A 17560-nucleotide genomic window follows, 5' to 3' on the forward strand; every position below is an offset into this window, starting at 1 on the left:
TGACCAGCTTTTAAAAGCGCAAATTACTGTGCTGGTGCATCCTGACTCGTCCCAGTCTTGGCACTGTCATCGATGCGATCGGAAGTCTTGGTGTAGACGATTTTCTGCGTGTCGTTTTCGCAGTGACCCACTACCTGACCGCCAGCCTGATCGGCTTGATCATTTGGCACGATATCTAACTTGAAATTGGCTTCAGGCAAGCCGTTAGCAACGATTTTTTGGGTGATATCGGCTTTCACGCTGTCGCATGATGCTTGAGCTGCTAAGGGTGCGAGGGCGAGAATGGCCAGTCCGGCTAACATGGTTTTTTTCATCATCTAATCCTTTTATGATTATTAAGTAAAAGAAGGTCTTCTACTTAAGTTTAGCAGCCTGAGCGCAAAGGGGGGCCTTTACGCTCGTTGGCTGTTAACTCTGCGTTACGGTGCTAACAGGGCGCGGCCGGTGCGGCGGTCAAGACAGCGCTCAGTGTTAGGTTCCCAGTAGGCATTCAGGTTTTGGCTGGCTTCGCAGGCATCGCGCGCATCCACGGCTTTGTCGAACTTATTGAAGCTCTTGGTCGCCCGCTGGTTGATTGAATGGCGCAGCTGCTCGGTGTCATTCCACTGCTCTTTGCTCTGGCGCGCGGCTTCGTTATTCACCGCGTCATTACCGGTACCGCTGAACACGCAGGTACCGCCGGAACAGTTGGTATTTGCGGCCTGTGCAGAAACCTGCCAACTTGCCGCTATGACCAACAGGGCAACCGGTAACAACCGGCGGGTCATTTGGGTCATAAACATTGTATTCATTAGCTCTTCCTTATAGGTTTACACATCGCTCAGGCGAATAAATAAATTATACCATTGCGACCACGAACGTCACTCTTTGACGGACGAGTGGTTTATTCCTGATTGAACTATGGACTGTAAACTTCCGCCATGCTCAAAACTACCATACTGTTTTTTGTCACCGCGCTGGCTGAAATCATCGGCTGCTTCTTGCCTTATCTGTGGTTGAGAAAGGGAGGAAGCGTTTGGCTGCTGTTTCCCGCGGCGCTGAGCCTCGCGGCGTTTGCCTGGTTGCTTACCCTGCATCCGGCAGCCAGTGGCCGTGTTTATGCGGCCTACGGCGGAGTCTATATTATGACCGCGCTTTTGTGGTTACGTTTTGTCGATGGCGTGAAATTAAGTCATACCGACTGGCTGGGAGCCTGCGTGGCTCTGGCTGGAATGCTGATCATCGTCTCTGGCTGGAAAGCGAGTTAAGCCTTATCTCATGATTCAGCCATAAAAAAAAAGCGCCCAGCGGCGCTTTTTTGCTTTCCAGCTTGCAAAATTACTCTTCGCGATGCACCTGCAAGCCCGCCAAAGACTGGCTGACTGGCATCATTTCAATGCTATTGATGTTGACGTGAGCTGGCAACGTTGACACCCAGAAGACGGACTCAGCCACGTCGGCCGCGGTCAGTGGGTTGGTGTTGTCATAGGTTTTGCTGACCTTTTCGTCATCGCCTTTGAAGCGCACATTGGAGAACTCAGTGCCGCCGCACAGGCCCGGCTCAATATTGGTCACGCGAACGTGAGTGCCGTGCAGGTCGGAACGCAGGTTGTAGCTGAACTGGCGAACGAAAGCCTTGGTCGCGCCATAAACGTTGCCGCCGGCATATGGCCAGTTACCGGCCGTTGAGCCGATGTTAATGATGTGGCCCACGTTGCGCTCAACCATGCCCGGCAGAACGGCACGGGTCATGTACACCAAGCCTTTGGCGTTGGTATCAATCATGTTTTCCCAGTCATCCAGATCGGCTTTGTCCGCTTTTTCCAGACCCAGGGCCAAGCCCGCGTTGTTGACCAGCACGTCGATATTGCGCCATTCGGCAGGCAGCGCGGCGATCGCTTCGCCAACCGATGCGCGATTGGTCACATCTAGCTGCACCACGTACAGCGCATCGCCCAGCTCAGATTTCAAATCGGCCAGACGCTCTTTTCGGCGTCCAGAGGCGATAACCTGATGACCTGCTTTAACAAATTTACGGGCAATTTCAGCGCCAAAACCAGCGGTTGCGCCTGTTACAAAAATAATCATCCCAAGAATCCTCAATAGTTATCACGCATTAAAATGTGAAGCTGCACACAGTATTAGCATAAATGAAGGCAAATCGGCAGTGTGCTTAACCCATTATTTTCCGCCCGAGGCAGCAGGGGCCGACGGGGCTTTTTTACGGCGGATTTCATCCCCGGCGGTCGGGCTAAGGGACAGGTTATTCAAGGTGCCGACCAGCGAAAACAGCCCGATAATAATGAAGGCCACGTGGAACTGCTCGAGGTGCACCGAACTTCCGGCGTCGGTCTGGAAATGCTCCGCCACGCGCAGTGAAAGGGCGCCAATGGTAATGCCCAACCCGGTGGAAAGCTGCTGCACAGTGTTTGCCAGGGTGTTCGCGCCGCCCATTTGCTCACTCGGCACCTGAGAAAATGTTAGGGTATTCAACGCGGTGAACTGCATTGAACGCGTCATGCCGCTGGCGAAGAGTAGCAATAATGTCAGTGAGGTCGGCACCTCAGGAGTCAGCAGCGCGCAGGCAAAAATAGTCAGGCTGTTAAGCACCCCGTTGACCAACATGACCGAGCGAAACTTAAAGCGATGCAGAATGGCCGAGGTAAAAGGCTTCATCGCCAGATTTCCGGCAAACACCGCCAGCACCAGCAGACCGGCATCAAAAGCACTCATGCCATAGCCCAGCTGGAACATCAAAGGCAGCAGAAAAGGCAGGGCGCCGATGGCGATACGGAACAGCGAACCGCCATAAATAGTGACGGCGTAACTTTTTATCTTCATCGCCACCATCGGCAGCAGTGGGAAAGGTGCGCGGATGGAGTGCAGCACCGTTAAGGCTCCCAGCAGGATGCTTGCCGCCACGCAGGTGATTGGCAACCAGCTCACCCCTTGCTGATTAAACAGATCCAGACCAAACATCAGGCCCAGACAGGCCGCGCCGGTCAGCACAAATCCCAGCCAGTCGAATGGCACCCCTTTTTCACCGGGCAGCGCGGGAACCAGCTTCTGGCTGAAATAAAGCGCCACCAGAGAGAGCGGCACGTTAATGATGAAAATCCAGTGCCAGGAGGCAAAAGTGGTAATAAAACCACCCAGCGGCGGGCCGATAATCGGCGCAACCAGCCCCGGCCAGGTGATAGTGGCGATGGCGCGGATCAAATCAGACTTGGAGGTATTTCTCAGCACCACCAGACGCCCAACCGGCACCATCAATGCGCCGGAAAAGCCTTGCAACATGCGGGCTGCGGTAAAGGTGGCGAGGCTGGTACTGACCGAGCAGAGGATCGACGCCAGTGCAAAAAGCACGATGGCCATCGAGAAAACTTTACGCGTGCCGAAGCGATTGGCAATCCAGCCGCTGGCCGGAATAAACACCGTGGTAGTCAGAATATAGGCCGAAACGCCGATATTCATATCGATCGGGTGTACGCCAAACGCCTGCGCCATTTGCGGCAGCGCGGTGACAATCACCGTAGCGTCTAGGTTCTCCATGAAGAATGCGCCCGCCACCAATAAAGGCAAGGCGGAGCCAGCAGGGAGGCTGAATTTGAACGACATGAACCACTCCGAAAAGGCGACTGACGATGACACTCATTTACGTTCAGACTACCTTTTCGCAAGGAGGCTGTCACAGGGAATGTTACTGAAATGTAATAAAAAGCAGCAGGATCGAGCGGGCAATCGACTTAATCCAGATGAAGTGAAAAATGGCGAGCTAAGGCGATTTTCCCCTTAGCGGTGAACGACAACTGGCGGCTGTCGAGGTGGCGTAACACCCACTCTTTTCGTTCAAAAGTAGCCAATATTGCCGCGCCTAAAGCACCGCCAAGGTGAGCTTTGCGCTCGCTCCAGTCAAGGCAGCTACAGGCAAAATGGCGACGTGAAGCGGGCTGGGAGCAATCCACGCCCACGGCGGTCAGCTTTTCACGACCTTCCTCGCTTAGCTGGTAGAGCTGATCGCCACTCAACCAGCCCGCGCGGAACAGGCCGTCATGCAGCCTCACCGCCACGTCACCGGCCATGTGGTCATAACAGGTGCGGGCAAATTGCAATGCGCCAGGAGTCGAGCTTTTCACCACCGGGCGTTCGACGCCGACCATCGCCATCAGCGATTCCAGCAGCTGGGCGACCTCTAAACCGGTCAGTCGAAAGTAGCGATAACGCCCCTGTTTGACGCAGCTAATCAGGTTCTGCTCCATCAGTTTTGCCAGATGTGCGCTGGTTGTGGATGCCGCGACATCCACCGCCGCGCTCATTTCCGTGGCAGTGTAAGCCCGACCGTCCATTAACAGGCACAGCATGCGGGTTCGGGTTTTGTCGGCCATGGCCGCCGCGAGGGCTGCCAGCCGTTCTTCAATATCAATGTTATCCATACTTCGAGGTTAAGCGAAGTATGGCGTTCGCGCCAGTCGTAAACTCGCAACCTGTAAACACATCAGGAGAATGCCCATGATTGCTGTCATTTTTGAACTACAACCCGTAGATGGCCAGCGTGAAAGTTATCTGGCGATGGCTGCCGCGCTGAAGCCCTTGCTTGAAGAAATCGACGGCTTCATTTCCATCGAGCGTTTCCAAAGCCTTGCCGATCCCAACAAGCTGCTTTCTCTCTCTTTTTGGCGCGATGAAGAGGCGGTAAAGCAGTGGCGAAACCTCGAGCCGCACCGGCTGGCGCAGACCAAAGGACGGGAGAATATTCTGGCGGATTACCGGCTGCGCGTAGCCGAGGTCGTGCGAGATTATGGCCTGAAGGAGCGCGATCAGGCTCCGGCTGATAGTCGATGCTGTCATGGTTAAAGGCTGATTGACCTGAATACGGCGTCCATGGCAAAGTCTATTAAATATTACTTCCCTCAAAAGAGGACATCATGGCGCTGCGTATCGGACTGGTAATTTTCCCCGGATTTCAAATGTTGGATCTGGCGGCTCTCTCTGTTTTTGAAATTACCAATCTGGAAATGGCCATGCGCGGCCATGAAGAGCCATATTATCAGTTCGACATTGTCTCGAGTCAGGGTGGCCTGATCAGCAGTTCGGCTGGGGTCAAAATTGATAGCCAGCCGATTGAGCAGCTCGAGTTCGACACCGTTATGGTCGGCGGCAGTACGGATATTCCACACGTCGGCCCGCTATTAATCAGCCAAATTCAACATGTTGCGTTGCAAACGCGGCGCGTTTCCAGCATCTGTAGCGGCGCATTTATCTTGGCGGAGGCGGGGCTTTTAGACGGCCACATCGCCACCACGCACTGGGGACAGGCCGCCGCGCTGCAACAAAGATTCCCCAAAGTGCGCGTCGATCAGGACAAAATCTATATTAATGAAGGCCAAATCTGGACCTCTGCGGGTATGACGGCCTGCATCGACTTGGCCCTCGCCATGGTGAAGCAGGATTTAGGCGCGGAACTGGTCAAAAGCGTGGCGCGAAAACTGGTGGTTTATCATCGCCGGATTGGCGGCCAGTCGCAGTTTTCAACCGTGGCCGAAATGGAGCCAGATTCCGATCGCGTTCGCAAAGCATTGGAATTCGCCAAAGAGAATTTGTGTGAACCCTTAAACGTTGAGCAACTCGCCGAGCAGGTTCACTGGAGCCCAAGACATTTCAGCCGCGCATTTCAGCATCAGACCGGCCATTCACCAGCCAAAGCGGTAGAAAAATTACGCCTTGAAGCCGCAAAATCGATGATTGAAGCTGGGCATTCTTCTATTGCGCAGATTGCTTTAAAAACGGGATTTGGTGATGAAGAACGCATGCGGCGCGCCTTTTTACGCACGCTCGGGCAGCCGCCGCAGGCGTTATTGCGGGAGATCCGTTCCCGCCAGCCTTATGTGGAACAGGCACCCACAGTCGAGTAACACCTGAATTTTCAAGCGGTTATAAATAGCGCGGGCCTGGGGTTTTATTAGCAAACAACCCGGAAAGCTCAACGCGCGCTGCATCATAAGCCAGCCATTTGTCACCGTCCTGCAACGGCGGGATGGTGACAACTTCGCCCTGATCAAAACCGCGCAACGACGCGTCCACCATCGCTTCGGCACTCATTACCCAGTCTTGCGGCAAGTTGGAGGCGTGAGTTCCGGCCACGTCCCAAAATTCGGTGGCCGTCGCGCCTGGAAGAACCACTTGGACTTTAATGCCTTTATCCGCCAACTGGTGATGCAGCGACTGAGTGAAGTTCAGTACATAAGCTTTGCTGGCGTTATAGACATCGTTCAGCACATTGGTACTGATCGCCACGATGGATGAGATATTGATGATGGCGCCGTTGCCGCGTGCCACAAATCCCGGTACGGCGGCGTAGGTCAGGCGGGTCAGGGCGGTAACGTTCAGGTCGATCATCTGTTCCATTTCATCGACATTGGCATTCAAAAGTGGGAACACTGAGCCAAACCCCGCGTTGTTGACCAGCAAACTTATCGGGCTATCTTCACGGCGTAACAGGGCTTCCACCTGACGTAATTGCTCAGGCTGACCGAGATCCGCGGCCACCGCGGTAACGCCAGCGCCCGTGCTTTCCTTAATAATATCAGCCACTTTCTCTAAGCGAGACTGGTTACGCGCCACCAGAATTAGGTCATAGCCACGGCGTGCTAAACGGTCTGCATAGATAGCGCCGATGCCAGTAGAAGCGCCGGTGATCAGAGCAACAGGGCGAGCAATAGATGTTGTCATTTTTAAAGTCCAATAGTGTCTCAGTAAGGAAACCCAGTATTAATCTTTAAACCACTTTAACAAATGACATGAAACCCTCTTTTTATGCCATGGTGAAATGACGCGTTCTGGCGAATTCTGCATGGGCAGAGTAGGCAGACAGTTACAATTTTGGCACAGCGTTGCCTTGATTATTTCAAGATGATCGGTCATTAATGAATTAAGGCCAATGTCTCTATGAACTGAGAAGTGTCGTGGGTTTTGGCTACACCGCGTGTCTTTTACTTAATAGCAGGATATGAAGCGATGAAAAATGTAGTCGTCGGGCTGGTTGTGACGCTTTCGACATTGGCCAGCTTGCCAAAGGCAGTGGCTGCGGATCAGGATCCCTTATCAGCACAAACCCGAGAAACCATCAGGAATGATTTTATTCATTTGGCGGATTTGGCGAACAAGCACGATATTACGGGGATTCACAATATGTTCTGGCAATCGTCGTCAGCCATGTTGGTAGCGAAAAGCGCCAATCCGGCAGTGGAGGGCAATTGGTCGGCAGTGTGGGGAAATGCGGCTATCGATCAGAAATTGTCAGACATCGCGCACTCCGGCCCGGTAGTTTTGACCCCGGATCTGAGTAAGTTAAAAGTGGTGGGATTAACCAAAGATGTGGCCCAAAGCTACGCGCCGGTGACCATTACCGTGTCCTACGCTGGGCAAGACGGTAAGCCGAAACCTTTCCTGTTGATTCATAACTGGTTGAAAGTTAACAAAGAGTGGAAGATCGCTTCAGAAATTATTCTGCCAGTTCCGCCAACGCCGCCGGTTAAGAGTTAAAGAGAATTGCGGCCGAAAGGTCGCAATTTTTATGCTAAATAAAAAGGACCGAATCATAGAGCTAAGCCATGGGAAACAACAGGGGATGAGGTAAGCCAGTCAGGCTGGTACGCCATGATATTCAATTTAACATAATATACATTATGCGCACCTAGATAAGGGTACGTAGAATCTGGGGCTTTGGCGCTGTCATTGTGCTGCTCGCGGATCTGCGGTTTTGCGCCATTTCACCTGTCTCGCTTACATTCACTCCTTCATTGCTGTTCCTTGATGAAATCTAATTTGCCAGTCATAAGGCTCTGACCTATTGGAACGTGTCGACGCATAAAAAAAGAGCTCATAAAAGATTATGAGCCCTTTTCAATAACAGCGGATCCTTCAAGTATTTCTTAAACTAATGGCATGTCATAACGCGACGTGGCATCAGAAAAGAAAAAACATATCAGCAGTGATCCGTTAGAAATTGTATTGGTAATTCATCAGAATACCTTTGTCGCTCACGCTGTCTTCTTTCCACTGGTAGGCATCGAATGCCAGACGACCCGCCTCACCGCCGTAACTAACACCCGTGGAAACCACGCCGTTAATACCGCCACCTTTCTGATCGTTGTCGACCATAAAGCGCGAGTTACCGGCACCCTGCAACGAAGCAGTCTGCGCGGACTGATTGTAACTGACGTTCGGTCCGCCTTCGGCTAAGGCATTGACAGACCAGCCGTTAGAGGTGACGAATTTCAGTTTCAAACCAACCAGCGCGTCCACCGCCGTTTCGTTACTGTCATCCATGGTCAGGTTGAAGTCACCCGCCCCGCGCTCGCTGTAGCCGTTGTTCGCCGTGTGGCGCAGTTTGAGGCCCGCACTTGGCGTCAGGCTCAGGCCTTCGGCAACGTCAAAACCTTTGCTGAAACCGCTGCGCCATTCCATATATTGCTGGCTATTGTCTGATTTCGCCGTCTGGTTAGCGCCGGAGTAACGGATGCTGCGGTTGCTTTCCAACTGGTGCACATCATAACGCAGGGCGTTGGTCAGCGTCAGGCCGCGGCCCATATCCACGCTGTGATTCAGCCCGAAGAACTGGCTGTACCCGCCGGTGATCCCGTTGTCACCTGCTTTCTGCTTGCCGTTCACGCCGTTCCCGTCCAGGCGCGCGATACCGTACTGCATCTGCATTTTCTGGCTGGCGCTCAGGTCAAAACTCTGACTTAAGGCCATCATATCGTAGCGGGTGTCGTTGCCCAGCTCCGCACGCTTATCGTTTTTGTCCACCAGATTGAAGCCGAATCCGGAAGGCATCACAATCGCGTTATCCGCCAGCATATTAAAACGCTGGCTTAGCACGCGGGCCTCTTTAAACGCGGAAGTGGCGTTCGCGCCGGATAGCTGACGCATCGCACTTTCTACGTCAGCAGACGTTTTCAGATTGAGGCTGTTGTATAAGGCGTTATTGGTGTAGTTGTTTTCCAGCTTGCTCGCCATGTTTTGCAGCCCGGCGCTGTCTTTCACTACGTCCTGATAGCTTCTTTTGGTCATGGTCACGTCGACGTTACCGTTAGTATCGGTTTGCGCGCGGGCATTCCATACTGCACTGGTTGACTTAACGTTCTGCGTGCCCTGAATGTCCTTGCCGGTGAAGACGTTATCGAAAGTTTTGGTTTTCGCATCCGTTCCTTCGGTGAATGTGGTATCCACGGAAACGTTTTTTAGGTTCGCATGAGACACGTTCATGGTACCGGCAGTGCCGTTTGCCTTGGTGCCCACGGTGTAGTTTTTGATCGTGCTGCGGTACACCGATGTGGTATCCACAACGCTGGCATTTTCCCCTCTCACCAGGCCCCATTCGGTTACGCCATCGCGGACGTTCACCGTGCCGGTATTGACCAGGTGTGCCGTCGTGGTGCCGTTACGGTCAAAGACGTAAGACTGGTTGGCGTTAATGTTCACCGTGCCCTGATTATAGGCGGTAACCTTTTCCCCCACGGCTTTAAAGGCGGTTAATCCCGTCCCGTTATCAGCAATGGAATTCTCCTTTGACCCTAAATTAATGGTGCCGTTATTGACTAAGGTGGTGTTTCCTTCACCGTATAATGCGGTAGCATCATCCCCTTTGACAGTGATCGTGCCGTTATTAATGAATGTGCTGATATTTGAATTTTTTGATCTAAACTTACTTGCCATACCCAATGAAATCGCGGCAAATAGATGATAGGGATCTGATGACGCATAACTACTAGTCAATGGCACTGTAAAATCTATTAGCCCGTTATTAACCGCATTAATCGTTACCCCGCCTTGAGTTGCTGCATTTGACAAATACCCACCATTGGAACCATCAACCCAACTCCACCTCGTATCATCTGTAATAACGTTGTAGCCGTGGTTGGCAGTGATCACGCCGTCCGCGGCATTTTCCCAATAAATAGAATTGGAAGTGCCGTTTCCTCCAAAGGTAAAGACACTTTCGTATCTCTTCTGAATGTCATTTGGAGAAGGATTTTTTATCCCGCCTGTCGCATTAATCTGACCGTGATTCACCATGGTCGAATTATCAAGCATACCTATACTTCCGCCCAAAAGGGATGAATATTGGTCACCCTGAGTCAGATCGCCAAATTTAATTTCAGCGCCTTTGGCATTGAACAGTGTACCTTTATCGGTAATGAGAATTTGAGAAATCGCATTATTGGAAGGTAATGCCGTATCTCTTGTGAATTTCATCGTGCCCGTATTTAAGAATAGAGCATTTTCTCCAACCTTTATTTGCGACATACCCCATTTCGGAACCGGGGATTCTTGCCGAGTACTGTAGAAACCCGTCAGCGTGCCCGCATTTTCAATAACCAGAGGTTCTGAGGCTGACGCATTGTAATTTAGAAATTGTCCATCAGTTAGCGCCAGCGATGTACCCTTAGGGTTCAGCAGATTGTAATTCGATGTCCACTTCTTAATACCGATTGGCGTAGTGCCATCCAGCGTCCATAATTTACGATCAACAATGCTGTAGCCTTTTATCTCGCCGGTGGTCCGATCGAGCGTCTGGGCAACATAGGTTTTCCCGGTCGCCGGGTCGGTGATCAACCACGTTCCGTCGGACTGTTTGGTGGCTTCCATCGATACACCATTTAAGGTCAGCGTGGCGGTGCTGGCCCCTTTAATCATGGTGACGGATAAGCCGTTCGGATAAGTCGTGGTTTGCGCTACCGGATCGACTGGCGGAACGGGTGTATCACCACCATCGCTTGGCGGAACGGGTGTATCACCGCCGTCGCTTGGCGGAACGGGTTTATCACCGCCGTCGCTTGGCGGAACGGGTGTATCACCGCCGTCGCTTGGCGGAACGGGTGTATCACCGCCGTCGCTTGGCGGAACGGGTGTATCATCGCCATCGCTTGGCGGAACGGGTTTATCACCGCCGTCGCTTGGCGGAACGGGTTTATCACCGCCGTCGCTTGGCGGAACGGGTTTATCACCGCCGTCGCTTGGTGGAACGGGTTTATCACCGCCGTCGCTTGGCGGAACGGGTTTATCACCGCCGTCGCTTGGCGGAACGGGTTTACCACCCTCCGAATTACCGCCGCCACCGCCACCCGCAGCCATTGCAATACCTACTACTGCTGCAACACCGGCAATCGCACCTCCAGTGATCCATAGTTGCTGATCGGTGAAACCGGTTTTCTGACAGTCTGCTGGCAGCGCACTTTTTTCAGCTTTGCTGAGTTTTGAGATGTCTTTAGGACATGTGGCCCCGGCGGCATAACTTTGGGGAATACCTAAGGCGAGAGTAATACACACGGACAATGCTTTCATTTGCATTTTCATATAAGAAATCCTTTCTTTATGACAGACAATTAATCTTAGTAATAATAGGATGATGAATAACTCAGATTTTTAACATTCACCCTGTGAATGTTATTGATTTCAATTCTGCGCTCCTAAACATTTGAGAGTGTTTTGCAGAAAATCGAATCACTGAATAAGTTCATTTGCGGTAAAAAGAAATTTACCAGGAGTGTGAATTTATCTGATAACAGAACTAAGTCAACGTGAAGTTTTGCTTTATGACAAATTAAGTAGGGCTAAGCCTGTTTTTAAATTATAACCCTGCGTTATGAATGCGTTTTAGTGATGATTTTTTCGCTGGTATTATTATTATGTATGATTTGCCTGTTTTATATGCTCTGGTGCGTTTAGGATCTTTACCCACCGCTGACAAGCGCATCTCACATATGAGGCTTTTAGCTAATTTCGTTTGCGAAGAAAAAATTGAAATAAATACTAAAAATAGAACCCACATTAATTTAAGCCGTGTCGGAATATTCTTGTATATTAAACTTTGAGGTAGCTTAAGCGGAATACGTTGGAAGTGGCGTAGTAAAAAAAGAATTAGTCTTTTTTTATCTAAACCTATTTTTCTTACATTCACTCCTTTCTTACTGTCCCTTGATGAAATCTCATCTGCCAGCCGTAAGGCTCTGACCATTGCCAAATTGAACTGCGCAATGTGCGCCGCACTATCACGTTGTCTGGCGTTAACTCGAAACTTTGATAAGTCAGAATGACCACGCCTTCGCTGATTTTGCCCAGCGCAAAGTTTTCGGCTGCTATCTTCGATTGATGGGTTTCAGCCAATAACGCCTCGACAACATCCTTCCTGCTGTACAGCTGCCCCGAACGGCCAATCTCTGCAAACTCACTATGTAGCAAATGCTCGAGTGTTTGATTATCGCGGCGTAAACTGGGTTGATGCAAACGCGTTTCTAGCTCGATGATGTGCTGCATTAAATCTGCGTCATTTGTCATGTGCTCGTCAGCCATCTCAGTGGGAAGAAATAAACTCGGTGGCCTGATGCTCAGGCGGCACGGCGAAGTTCTCTTTCATACGTTTCACTTCTTCGACCGGCGTGCGGCCAAATAAGCGTTTAAATTCACGGCTAAACTGCGAAGCACTTTCATAACCGACTTGCAGCGACGCCGTTAGCGCCGTGATCTCCTTTCTGACCATCAACAGTCTGGCTTGGTGCAGCCGCAAAGACTTCAGATATTGCATTGGCGATGTCTCAGTGATCAGCTTGAAGTGGCTGTGGAAAGTCGCCGGACTCATATTGGCCATTTGGGCTAACTGATTGATATCTAAGTTTTCGCTATACGCGCTATGAATGTGGCGAATCACGTTATAGATACGGCCAAACTGGCCTTGCAGCTGTAACGCGGTGCGGATCCCCGCGCCCTGCTCGCTGGTTAATACGCGGTAGTAGATCTCGCGAACCAGCGCCGGGCCTAGGATTTCGGCATCCCGTGGTTCACTCATCACCTGAAGAAAACGCAAAACGGAGTGCTGCATGGCATCGCCCATGGGTGTCGAAACCATGCTTTGCGGCCTTGGTGACTCTTGAGCAGAGTTTGGGTCAATCTTCATGATCAGTTCAGCGGCGACAGAAAAATCGAGATGCATATAAATGGCTAACAGCGGCTGTTCAGCGCTGGCGTCGGTTTCCATAGTAAAAGGCACCGGCAGCGCCACGGCGAGAAAATGCTGTGCGTCATAAACGTACACCCGGTCACCAAAATAGCCGCGTTTTGTCCCCTGACAGACAATCACAATGCCCGGGTCATATAGCACCGGCATGCGTTTTAATGGCCGATTGGAGCGCAAAAACCGCACATCCGGCACCCGCGACAGGTTATAGCCTTCAACCGGCGCCAGCTTTTCCAGCAGTTTCACCATCTCCTGCTGCACTGCCCCAACCTGCCCAACGTTTACGCCGTTCATGCCAATCACCTCATGGATTACTCTGATGCAGTGTAGCAAGTTGTGATGATGATAAAAACAGCGCTCATAGTTTTAGGCAATAAACTCCGAGTTTCAGGTCTCTTGCTGATGATAGATTGGCGCTACTCTAAGCTCTGTGAAAAGCCGTATTGGCTTTATCAATGCTTTTGGAGAAATAACCATGTCTGATACTAAAAACATTTTGATCACCGGCGTAAGCAGTGGCTTTGGTCGCGCTCTGGCGCAAGAGGCGCTGTCTGACGGCCATCGCGTGATAGGCACAGTGCGCAACGCCAGGGCCGCTGAAGAATTTACCGCGCTGCACCCGACTCACGCCACTGCGCGCATTTTAGATGTCACCGACTTTGCCTATATTGACGAAACCATTGTTGAAATTGAAGACAACGTCGGGCCAATTGACGTGCTGGTGAATAATGCGGGCTACGGCCATGAAGGCGTGTTCGAAGAGTCGCCGTTGGAAGAGATGCGCCGCCAGTTTGACGTCAACGTGTTCGGCGCGGTGGCCGTCACCAAGGCCGTGGTGCCCTTTATGCGCCAACGCCGCCGGGGCCATATTTTGAATATCACCTCCATGGGCGGCTTCATCACCATGCCGGGGATTGCCTACTACTGCGGCAGCAAATTTGCTTTAGAGGGCATTTCTGAAGTGCTGAGCAAAGAGCTGGCACCCTTCAACATTCTCGTCACGGCGGTTGAGCCGGGTTCATTCCGCACTGACTGGGCGGGCCGCTCGATGGTTCGCAGCCCGCGCTCGCTCACTGATTACGACGCCCTGTTCGACCCAATTCGTCAGGCGCGCGAGGCCAAAAGTGGCAAGCAGCTTGGCGATCCGCAGAAGGCCGCTCGCGCCATGTTGACGCTGATTGCCAGTGACAATCCACCCGCTCACCTGTTGTTGGGCAGCGATGCCCTGCAACTGGTACGGCAAAAACTGGCCAGCTGGAGTGAGGAAATTGATCAATGGGAAAGCCTGACTTGCTCAACTGACAGCCAATAGCCGCGCTTAATGATCGCCAGTCGTTTACATTCTCCCGGCGCTTCATACAATGGGTGTAAAACGGCTGGCGACACCTATGTGGGACTTTTCGCCACTCAGATGATCAGGCAATAATTTTCCGGCCAAATAATAGGAACAGCAATGAAAAACATCACTTTCTTCTCGCGATTCGAAACCGACATTCTGGCCGAGCGCAAAACTATTACCCTGCGCGAAGCCAGCGACGCCCAGTTCTCAGCGGGTGATAAAGTCCGGGTTTCGCGCTACGAAGATGGGGTGTTTTTCTGCAACATTGAAGTGATTGCGGTGACGCCGGTGCTGTTTTCAGAGTTAAACCAGCGCCACGCGGATCAGGAAAACATGACTTTAGAGCAGCTCAAACAGGTGATTTCAGAGATTTATCCGGGGCTAAATGAGCTGTTTATGATTGAGTTCCGCCTGCTTAAATAAAGCCTATTTGCCTGCGGCGGGGTCCTCCTGCCGCACCATTTCAATGAATTTATCCCGCGCCCTATCCTCTATTCTTGGGTCCCAGGCAATCCCCGTCTGCCAGCTTAAGCTGCGCCCTTTGAGTGGCACTATATTCAGGTCCGACGGCGCAATATGCACAATGCTTTGTGGCAGCAAAGCCACGCCCAGCCCGGCGAGCACCATAGCTAAAAGCGTATGAATATCAGCAGCATATTGTTCACTCCTCGCCTGATAATGCTGCTCATGCATAAACAGATCAATCTGCCGATTCAGCCCCTGCCCGCGCCCGGACTGCAACCGCAGCAGCGGATGTTTTGCCAGCCACTCTTCTACTGACAGGAAATGGCTCTCCGGGGTGATCAGCACCAGACGGTCCTCAAACAGCGGCAAATACGCCAGCGGGCTGGGTGGCGGAACGCGCACGAAACCAATCTGCAATTCGCCCTGCTGCAACATCTGTATCTGCTGGCTTGAAGGCAGATCCTGCAAAGTGATATTGATGGCCGGAAAACATTTGCCAAACTTAGCCACGCTTTGCGGTGCATAGACAAAGCTCGATAAGCCAAATCCTATGGCGATTTTGCCCTCCATTCCCTGAGCCACCAGCCCGGCGTGCTGCATAAACAGGGCGGACTGCTTCAAGACTTTCTGCGCTTCGGGCAGCAGCCGCGCGCCGCCGGGCGTAAGCTGCGTCCCTTGCCTGCCACGGCTAAACAGCCGCACGTTAAGCTCCGCCTCGAGCAGATTGATCTGTTTGGTCAGCGCGGGTTGGGTCATTGACAGCGCTGAGGCTGCTTCGGCGTAATTGCCCTTCTCAGCCAGCATCGCAAAGGCTTTCAGCAGCTTGATATTCATGGTTTTGCATTCCATTTGGTAATCAATATTAGAAAATACTTCATTATAAAGTTATCAGTGAAGTTGCTGTAATACCAGCCAGTGAACCGAAGTGAACGGGAGAATGACATGACTGGTAGCAATCTGATTAAAAGCGCCGTGGTGCAGTTTCAGCACCAGGCGGGCGACAAGAAATACAATTTGATGGTGATTGAAAAGTACATAGAACAAGCCGCGCTGCAGGGCATCCAGATCCTCGCCTTCCCGGAGATGTGCATTACCGGCTATTGGCACGTGCCGAAACTCAGCGCGGATGAGGTGCGGCAGCTGGCTGAGCCGCTGTCCGACAGCCCTTCTCTGGCGCTAATTCGCTCGCTGGCCATGCGCCACAATATGCTGATTGGCGTGGGGTTAATCGAGCTGGCCGACGACGGGCGTCTGTTCAATGCTTATGCGGCCTGCATGCCGGACGGCAGCTTCCACACTCATCGTAAACTCCACGCCTTCGAGCATCAGGCCATCAGCAGCGGCGATGCTTATACCGTGTTTGATACCCCTTGGGGCGTGAAGGTCGGCATATTGATCTGCTGGGATAACAATCTGGTGGAAAACGTCCGGGCGACTACCCTGTTGGGCGCTGACATTCTGCTTGCGCCGCACCAAACGGGAGGAACGAACTCCCGCAGCCCGCACGGCATGAAGCCCATTCCACTGGATTTATGGCAACAGCGGCATGAAAAGAAAGAGGAAATTACCGCCGCCTTCCTAGGCCCGAATGGCCGTGAATGGCTGATGCGCTGGTTGCCTTCACGGGCGCACGACAATGGATTGTTTATTCTGTTTAGCAATGGCGTGGGGGCTGATGACGATGAGGTGCGAACGGGCAACGCGATGATCCTCGACCCCTATGGGCGGATCATCAATGAAACTTGGGCGGCGGCGGATACCATGGTTACAGCCGAGCTGGATCTGACGCTTATCCCTCTGAGTACCGGGCGGCGTTGGATTTACGGCCGTCGCCCAGCGTTGTATCAGATTCTGGCTGAGCCGCAGGGCTACGAGCGTGACGCCATCAGCGCGCGTTTCTCCGCAGAAGAAACCGCCGTGGCCAGCCACAATATCAAACAGGATTAAGCCAAAACCCCGCGTCACAGCCTGCGGCGCGGGTCAATCCCTCTTAATTACGCCTTCCAACGTGAAGCGCGGATAACCTGGCAGAAATTACCTTTCATAAAATCTGGCTCTTTATCAGCAATGACGTCGGCTTTCACGTTACCGAAAGTGGTATCCGGCTTGTGTTTAATGCCGTCGTAAAATGCCTGAATAATGTCTTCTTTAAATTGCGCGGTGCGTGGGAAAGCCGCCACCACGTCTTCGCGAACTTTATCCTCATAGCCGCCGTAGTTAATGCCGAGCACGTCCATCTCTACCCCGGCGGTGACCAGCGCAATCACTGGGTCCATAAACTCCGGGATGCCCGGCGTGGTGTGCAGCGCGATGGCGGTCCACACCTTGTCGATATCCTGAGCCGAAACGCCGTACTGCTGCATAAATTCACGGGCGGTGTTGGCGCCATCCACTTCGAAGCGTTTGTCGCAGCTACAGTGTTCATGGGTCAGGCCCATGTCGTGGAACATACAGCCGATATACAGCAGCTCCTGGTCGACGGTCAGATTGCGCTGTTGCCCGGCTAATGCTGCCCAGTAGTACACGCGGCTGGAGTGGTTAAACAGCAATGATGACTCGGTGTCGCGCACCAGTTCTGTCGCCTCGCGGGCCATCTTGCTGTCGGGAATGCGAATACCGTTAATGTTTAGACTCATGATTGTTCCTCGTTGGTAAGCAGTGATGCAGTGAGTTGCATGAGCAGAGAATAAGGGGGATGATAAATGTCTTCAAACGTCGCAGTACGACTAAAAGCGACATTGCGTTGTTACGCGACAGGAAAA

The 17560-nt window shown here is 52.2% G+C and carries 18 protein-coding genes; 7 read left to right on the forward strand and 11 right to left on the reverse strand.

What is annotated here, in order from left to right:
- Window positions 1-23: 23 nt before the first annotated feature.
- Together ACT3RR_RS10280 and ACT3RR_RS10285 are read right to left on the reverse strand one after the other, a co-directional pair.
- The gene (locus tag ACT3RR_RS10280; protein ID WP_034790501.1) at window positions 24-314 is read right to left on the reverse strand and encodes a DUF1161 domain-containing protein; all 291 of its coding nucleotides are present in this window, start codon (window positions 312-314) and stop codon (window positions 24-26) included.
- A gap of 105 nt (window positions 315-419) precedes the next feature.
- Window positions 420-791 (reverse strand): DUF1283 family protein, encoded by a 372-nt coding sequence (locus ACT3RR_RS10285; RefSeq protein WP_496200244.1) that lies wholly within the window; start codon window positions 789-791, stop codon window positions 420-422.
- Between the two features lie 129 nt (window positions 792-920).
- On the opposite strand from ACT3RR_RS10285, the gene ACT3RR_RS10290 reads away from it, so the two are divergent.
- On the forward strand, window positions 921-1247 hold the full coding sequence (locus ACT3RR_RS10290; RefSeq protein ID WP_396130684.1) for a YnfA family protein: 327 nt from the start codon (window positions 921-923) through the stop codon (window positions 1245-1247).
- 70 nt (window positions 1248-1317) lie between these two features.
- Here the strand turns inward: ACT3RR_RS10290 and ydfG are convergent, their stop codons facing one another.
- The 3 genes from ydfG to ACT3RR_RS10305 all read right to left on the reverse strand — a co-directional run bounded on the left by ydfG (window position 1318) and on the right by ACT3RR_RS10305 (window position 4412).
- A complete protein-coding gene (gene ydfG, locus ACT3RR_RS10295; RefSeq protein ID WP_034790494.1) occupies window positions 1318-2067 on the reverse strand; it encodes a bifunctional NADP-dependent 3-hydroxy acid dehydrogenase/3-hydroxypropionate dehydrogenase YdfG in 750 nt (249 codons plus the stop codon).
- 93 nt (window positions 2068-2160) lie between these two features.
- Window positions 2161-3597 carry an MFS transporter gene (locus ACT3RR_RS10300; protein ID WP_496200245.1) on the reverse strand — a complete coding sequence of 479 codons (1437 nt, stop codon included), beginning with the start codon at window positions 3595-3597 and terminating at the stop codon, window positions 2161-2163.
- Between the two features lie 128 nt (window positions 3598-3725).
- Window positions 3726-4412 carry an ArsR/SmtB family transcription factor gene (locus tag ACT3RR_RS10305; RefSeq protein WP_496200246.1) on the reverse strand — a complete coding sequence of 229 codons (687 nt, stop codon included), beginning with the start codon at window positions 4410-4412 and terminating at the stop codon, window positions 3726-3728.
- A 76-nt stretch (window positions 4413-4488) separates the two neighbouring features.
- Here ACT3RR_RS10305 and ACT3RR_RS10310 point away from each other — a divergent pair, with 76 nt between their 5' ends.
- Both ACT3RR_RS10310 and ACT3RR_RS10315 read left to right on the forward strand, forming a co-directional pair.
- Window positions 4489-4833 (forward strand): antibiotic biosynthesis monooxygenase family protein, encoded by a 345-nt coding sequence (locus tag ACT3RR_RS10310; RefSeq protein WP_485900525.1) that lies wholly within the window; start codon window positions 4489-4491, stop codon window positions 4831-4833.
- A gap of 71 nt (window positions 4834-4904) precedes the next feature.
- Entirely contained in the window at window positions 4905-5891 is a 987-nt protein-coding gene (locus tag ACT3RR_RS10315) for a GlxA family transcriptional regulator (RefSeq protein ID WP_496200247.1), read from the forward strand.
- A 19-nt stretch (window positions 5892-5910) separates the two neighbouring features.
- Here ACT3RR_RS10315 and ACT3RR_RS10320 read toward each other — a convergent pair whose 3' ends face one another.
- The gene (locus ACT3RR_RS10320; protein ID WP_496200248.1) at window positions 5911-6708 is read right to left on the reverse strand and encodes an SDR family NAD(P)-dependent oxidoreductase; all 798 of its coding nucleotides are present in this window, start codon (window positions 6706-6708) and stop codon (window positions 5911-5913) included.
- Between the two features lie 285 nt (window positions 6709-6993).
- Here ACT3RR_RS10320 and ACT3RR_RS10325 point away from each other — a divergent pair, with 285 nt between their 5' ends.
- Entirely contained in the window at window positions 6994-7521 is a 528-nt protein-coding gene (locus ACT3RR_RS10325; RefSeq protein ID WP_485900519.1) for a hypothetical protein, read from the forward strand.
- Between the two features lie 456 nt (window positions 7522-7977).
- On the opposite strand, the gene ACT3RR_RS10330 is transcribed toward ACT3RR_RS10325, so the two are convergent.
- The 3 genes from ACT3RR_RS10330 to ACT3RR_RS10340 all read right to left on the reverse strand — a co-directional run bounded on the left by ACT3RR_RS10330 (window position 7978) and on the right by ACT3RR_RS10340 (window position 13288).
- Window positions 7978-11337, reverse strand: coding sequence for an autotransporter domain-containing protein (locus ACT3RR_RS10330; protein WP_496200249.1), 3360 nt, complete (start codon window positions 11335-11337; stop codon window positions 7978-7980).
- A 600-nt stretch (window positions 11338-11937) separates the two neighbouring features.
- Window positions 11938-12318 carry a nuclear transport factor 2 family protein gene (locus ACT3RR_RS10335; protein WP_496200250.1) on the reverse strand — a complete coding sequence of 127 codons (381 nt, stop codon included), beginning with the start codon at window positions 12316-12318 and terminating at the stop codon, window positions 11938-11940.
- Between the two features lie 16 nt (window positions 12319-12334).
- Entirely contained in the window at window positions 12335-13288 is a 954-nt protein-coding gene (locus ACT3RR_RS10340) for an AraC family transcriptional regulator (protein WP_353502059.1), read from the reverse strand.
- A 181-nt stretch (window positions 13289-13469) separates the two neighbouring features.
- Here ACT3RR_RS10340 and ACT3RR_RS10345 point away from each other — a divergent pair, with 181 nt between their 5' ends.
- Together ACT3RR_RS10345 and yqfB are read left to right on the forward strand one after the other, a co-directional pair.
- A complete protein-coding gene (locus ACT3RR_RS10345; RefSeq protein ID WP_496200251.1) occupies window positions 13470-14306 on the forward strand; it encodes an oxidoreductase in 837 nt (278 codons plus the stop codon).
- Between the two features lie 141 nt (window positions 14307-14447).
- Entirely contained in the window at window positions 14448-14756 is a 309-nt protein-coding gene (yqfB, locus tag ACT3RR_RS10350; protein ID WP_353502057.1) for a N(4)-acetylcytidine aminohydrolase, read from the forward strand.
- Window positions 14757-14759: 3 nt separating this feature from the next.
- On the opposite strand, the gene ACT3RR_RS10355 is transcribed toward yqfB, so the two are convergent.
- On the reverse strand, window positions 14760-15632 hold the full coding sequence (locus ACT3RR_RS10355; RefSeq protein WP_496200252.1) for a LysR family transcriptional regulator: 873 nt from the start codon (window positions 15630-15632) through the stop codon (window positions 14760-14762).
- 108 nt (window positions 15633-15740) lie between these two features.
- Here ACT3RR_RS10355 and ACT3RR_RS10360 point away from each other — a divergent pair, with 108 nt between their 5' ends.
- On the forward strand, window positions 15741-16745 hold the full coding sequence (locus ACT3RR_RS10360) for a nitrilase family protein (protein WP_485900506.1): 1005 nt from the start codon (window positions 15741-15743) through the stop codon (window positions 16743-16745).
- 47 nt (window positions 16746-16792) lie between these two features.
- Here the strand turns inward: ACT3RR_RS10360 and ACT3RR_RS10365 are convergent, their stop codons facing one another.
- Window positions 16793-17434 carry an HD domain-containing protein gene (locus ACT3RR_RS10365; RefSeq protein ID WP_496200253.1) on the reverse strand — a complete coding sequence of 214 codons (642 nt, stop codon included), beginning with the start codon at window positions 17432-17434 and terminating at the stop codon, window positions 16793-16795.
- Window positions 17435-17560 lie beyond the last annotated feature (126 nt).

Origin of the sequence: Ewingella sp. AOP8-B2-18 (assembly GCF_052376015.1) — a bacterium.
GTDB lineage: Bacteria > Pseudomonadota > Gammaproteobacteria > Enterobacterales > Enterobacteriaceae > Ewingella > Ewingella allii.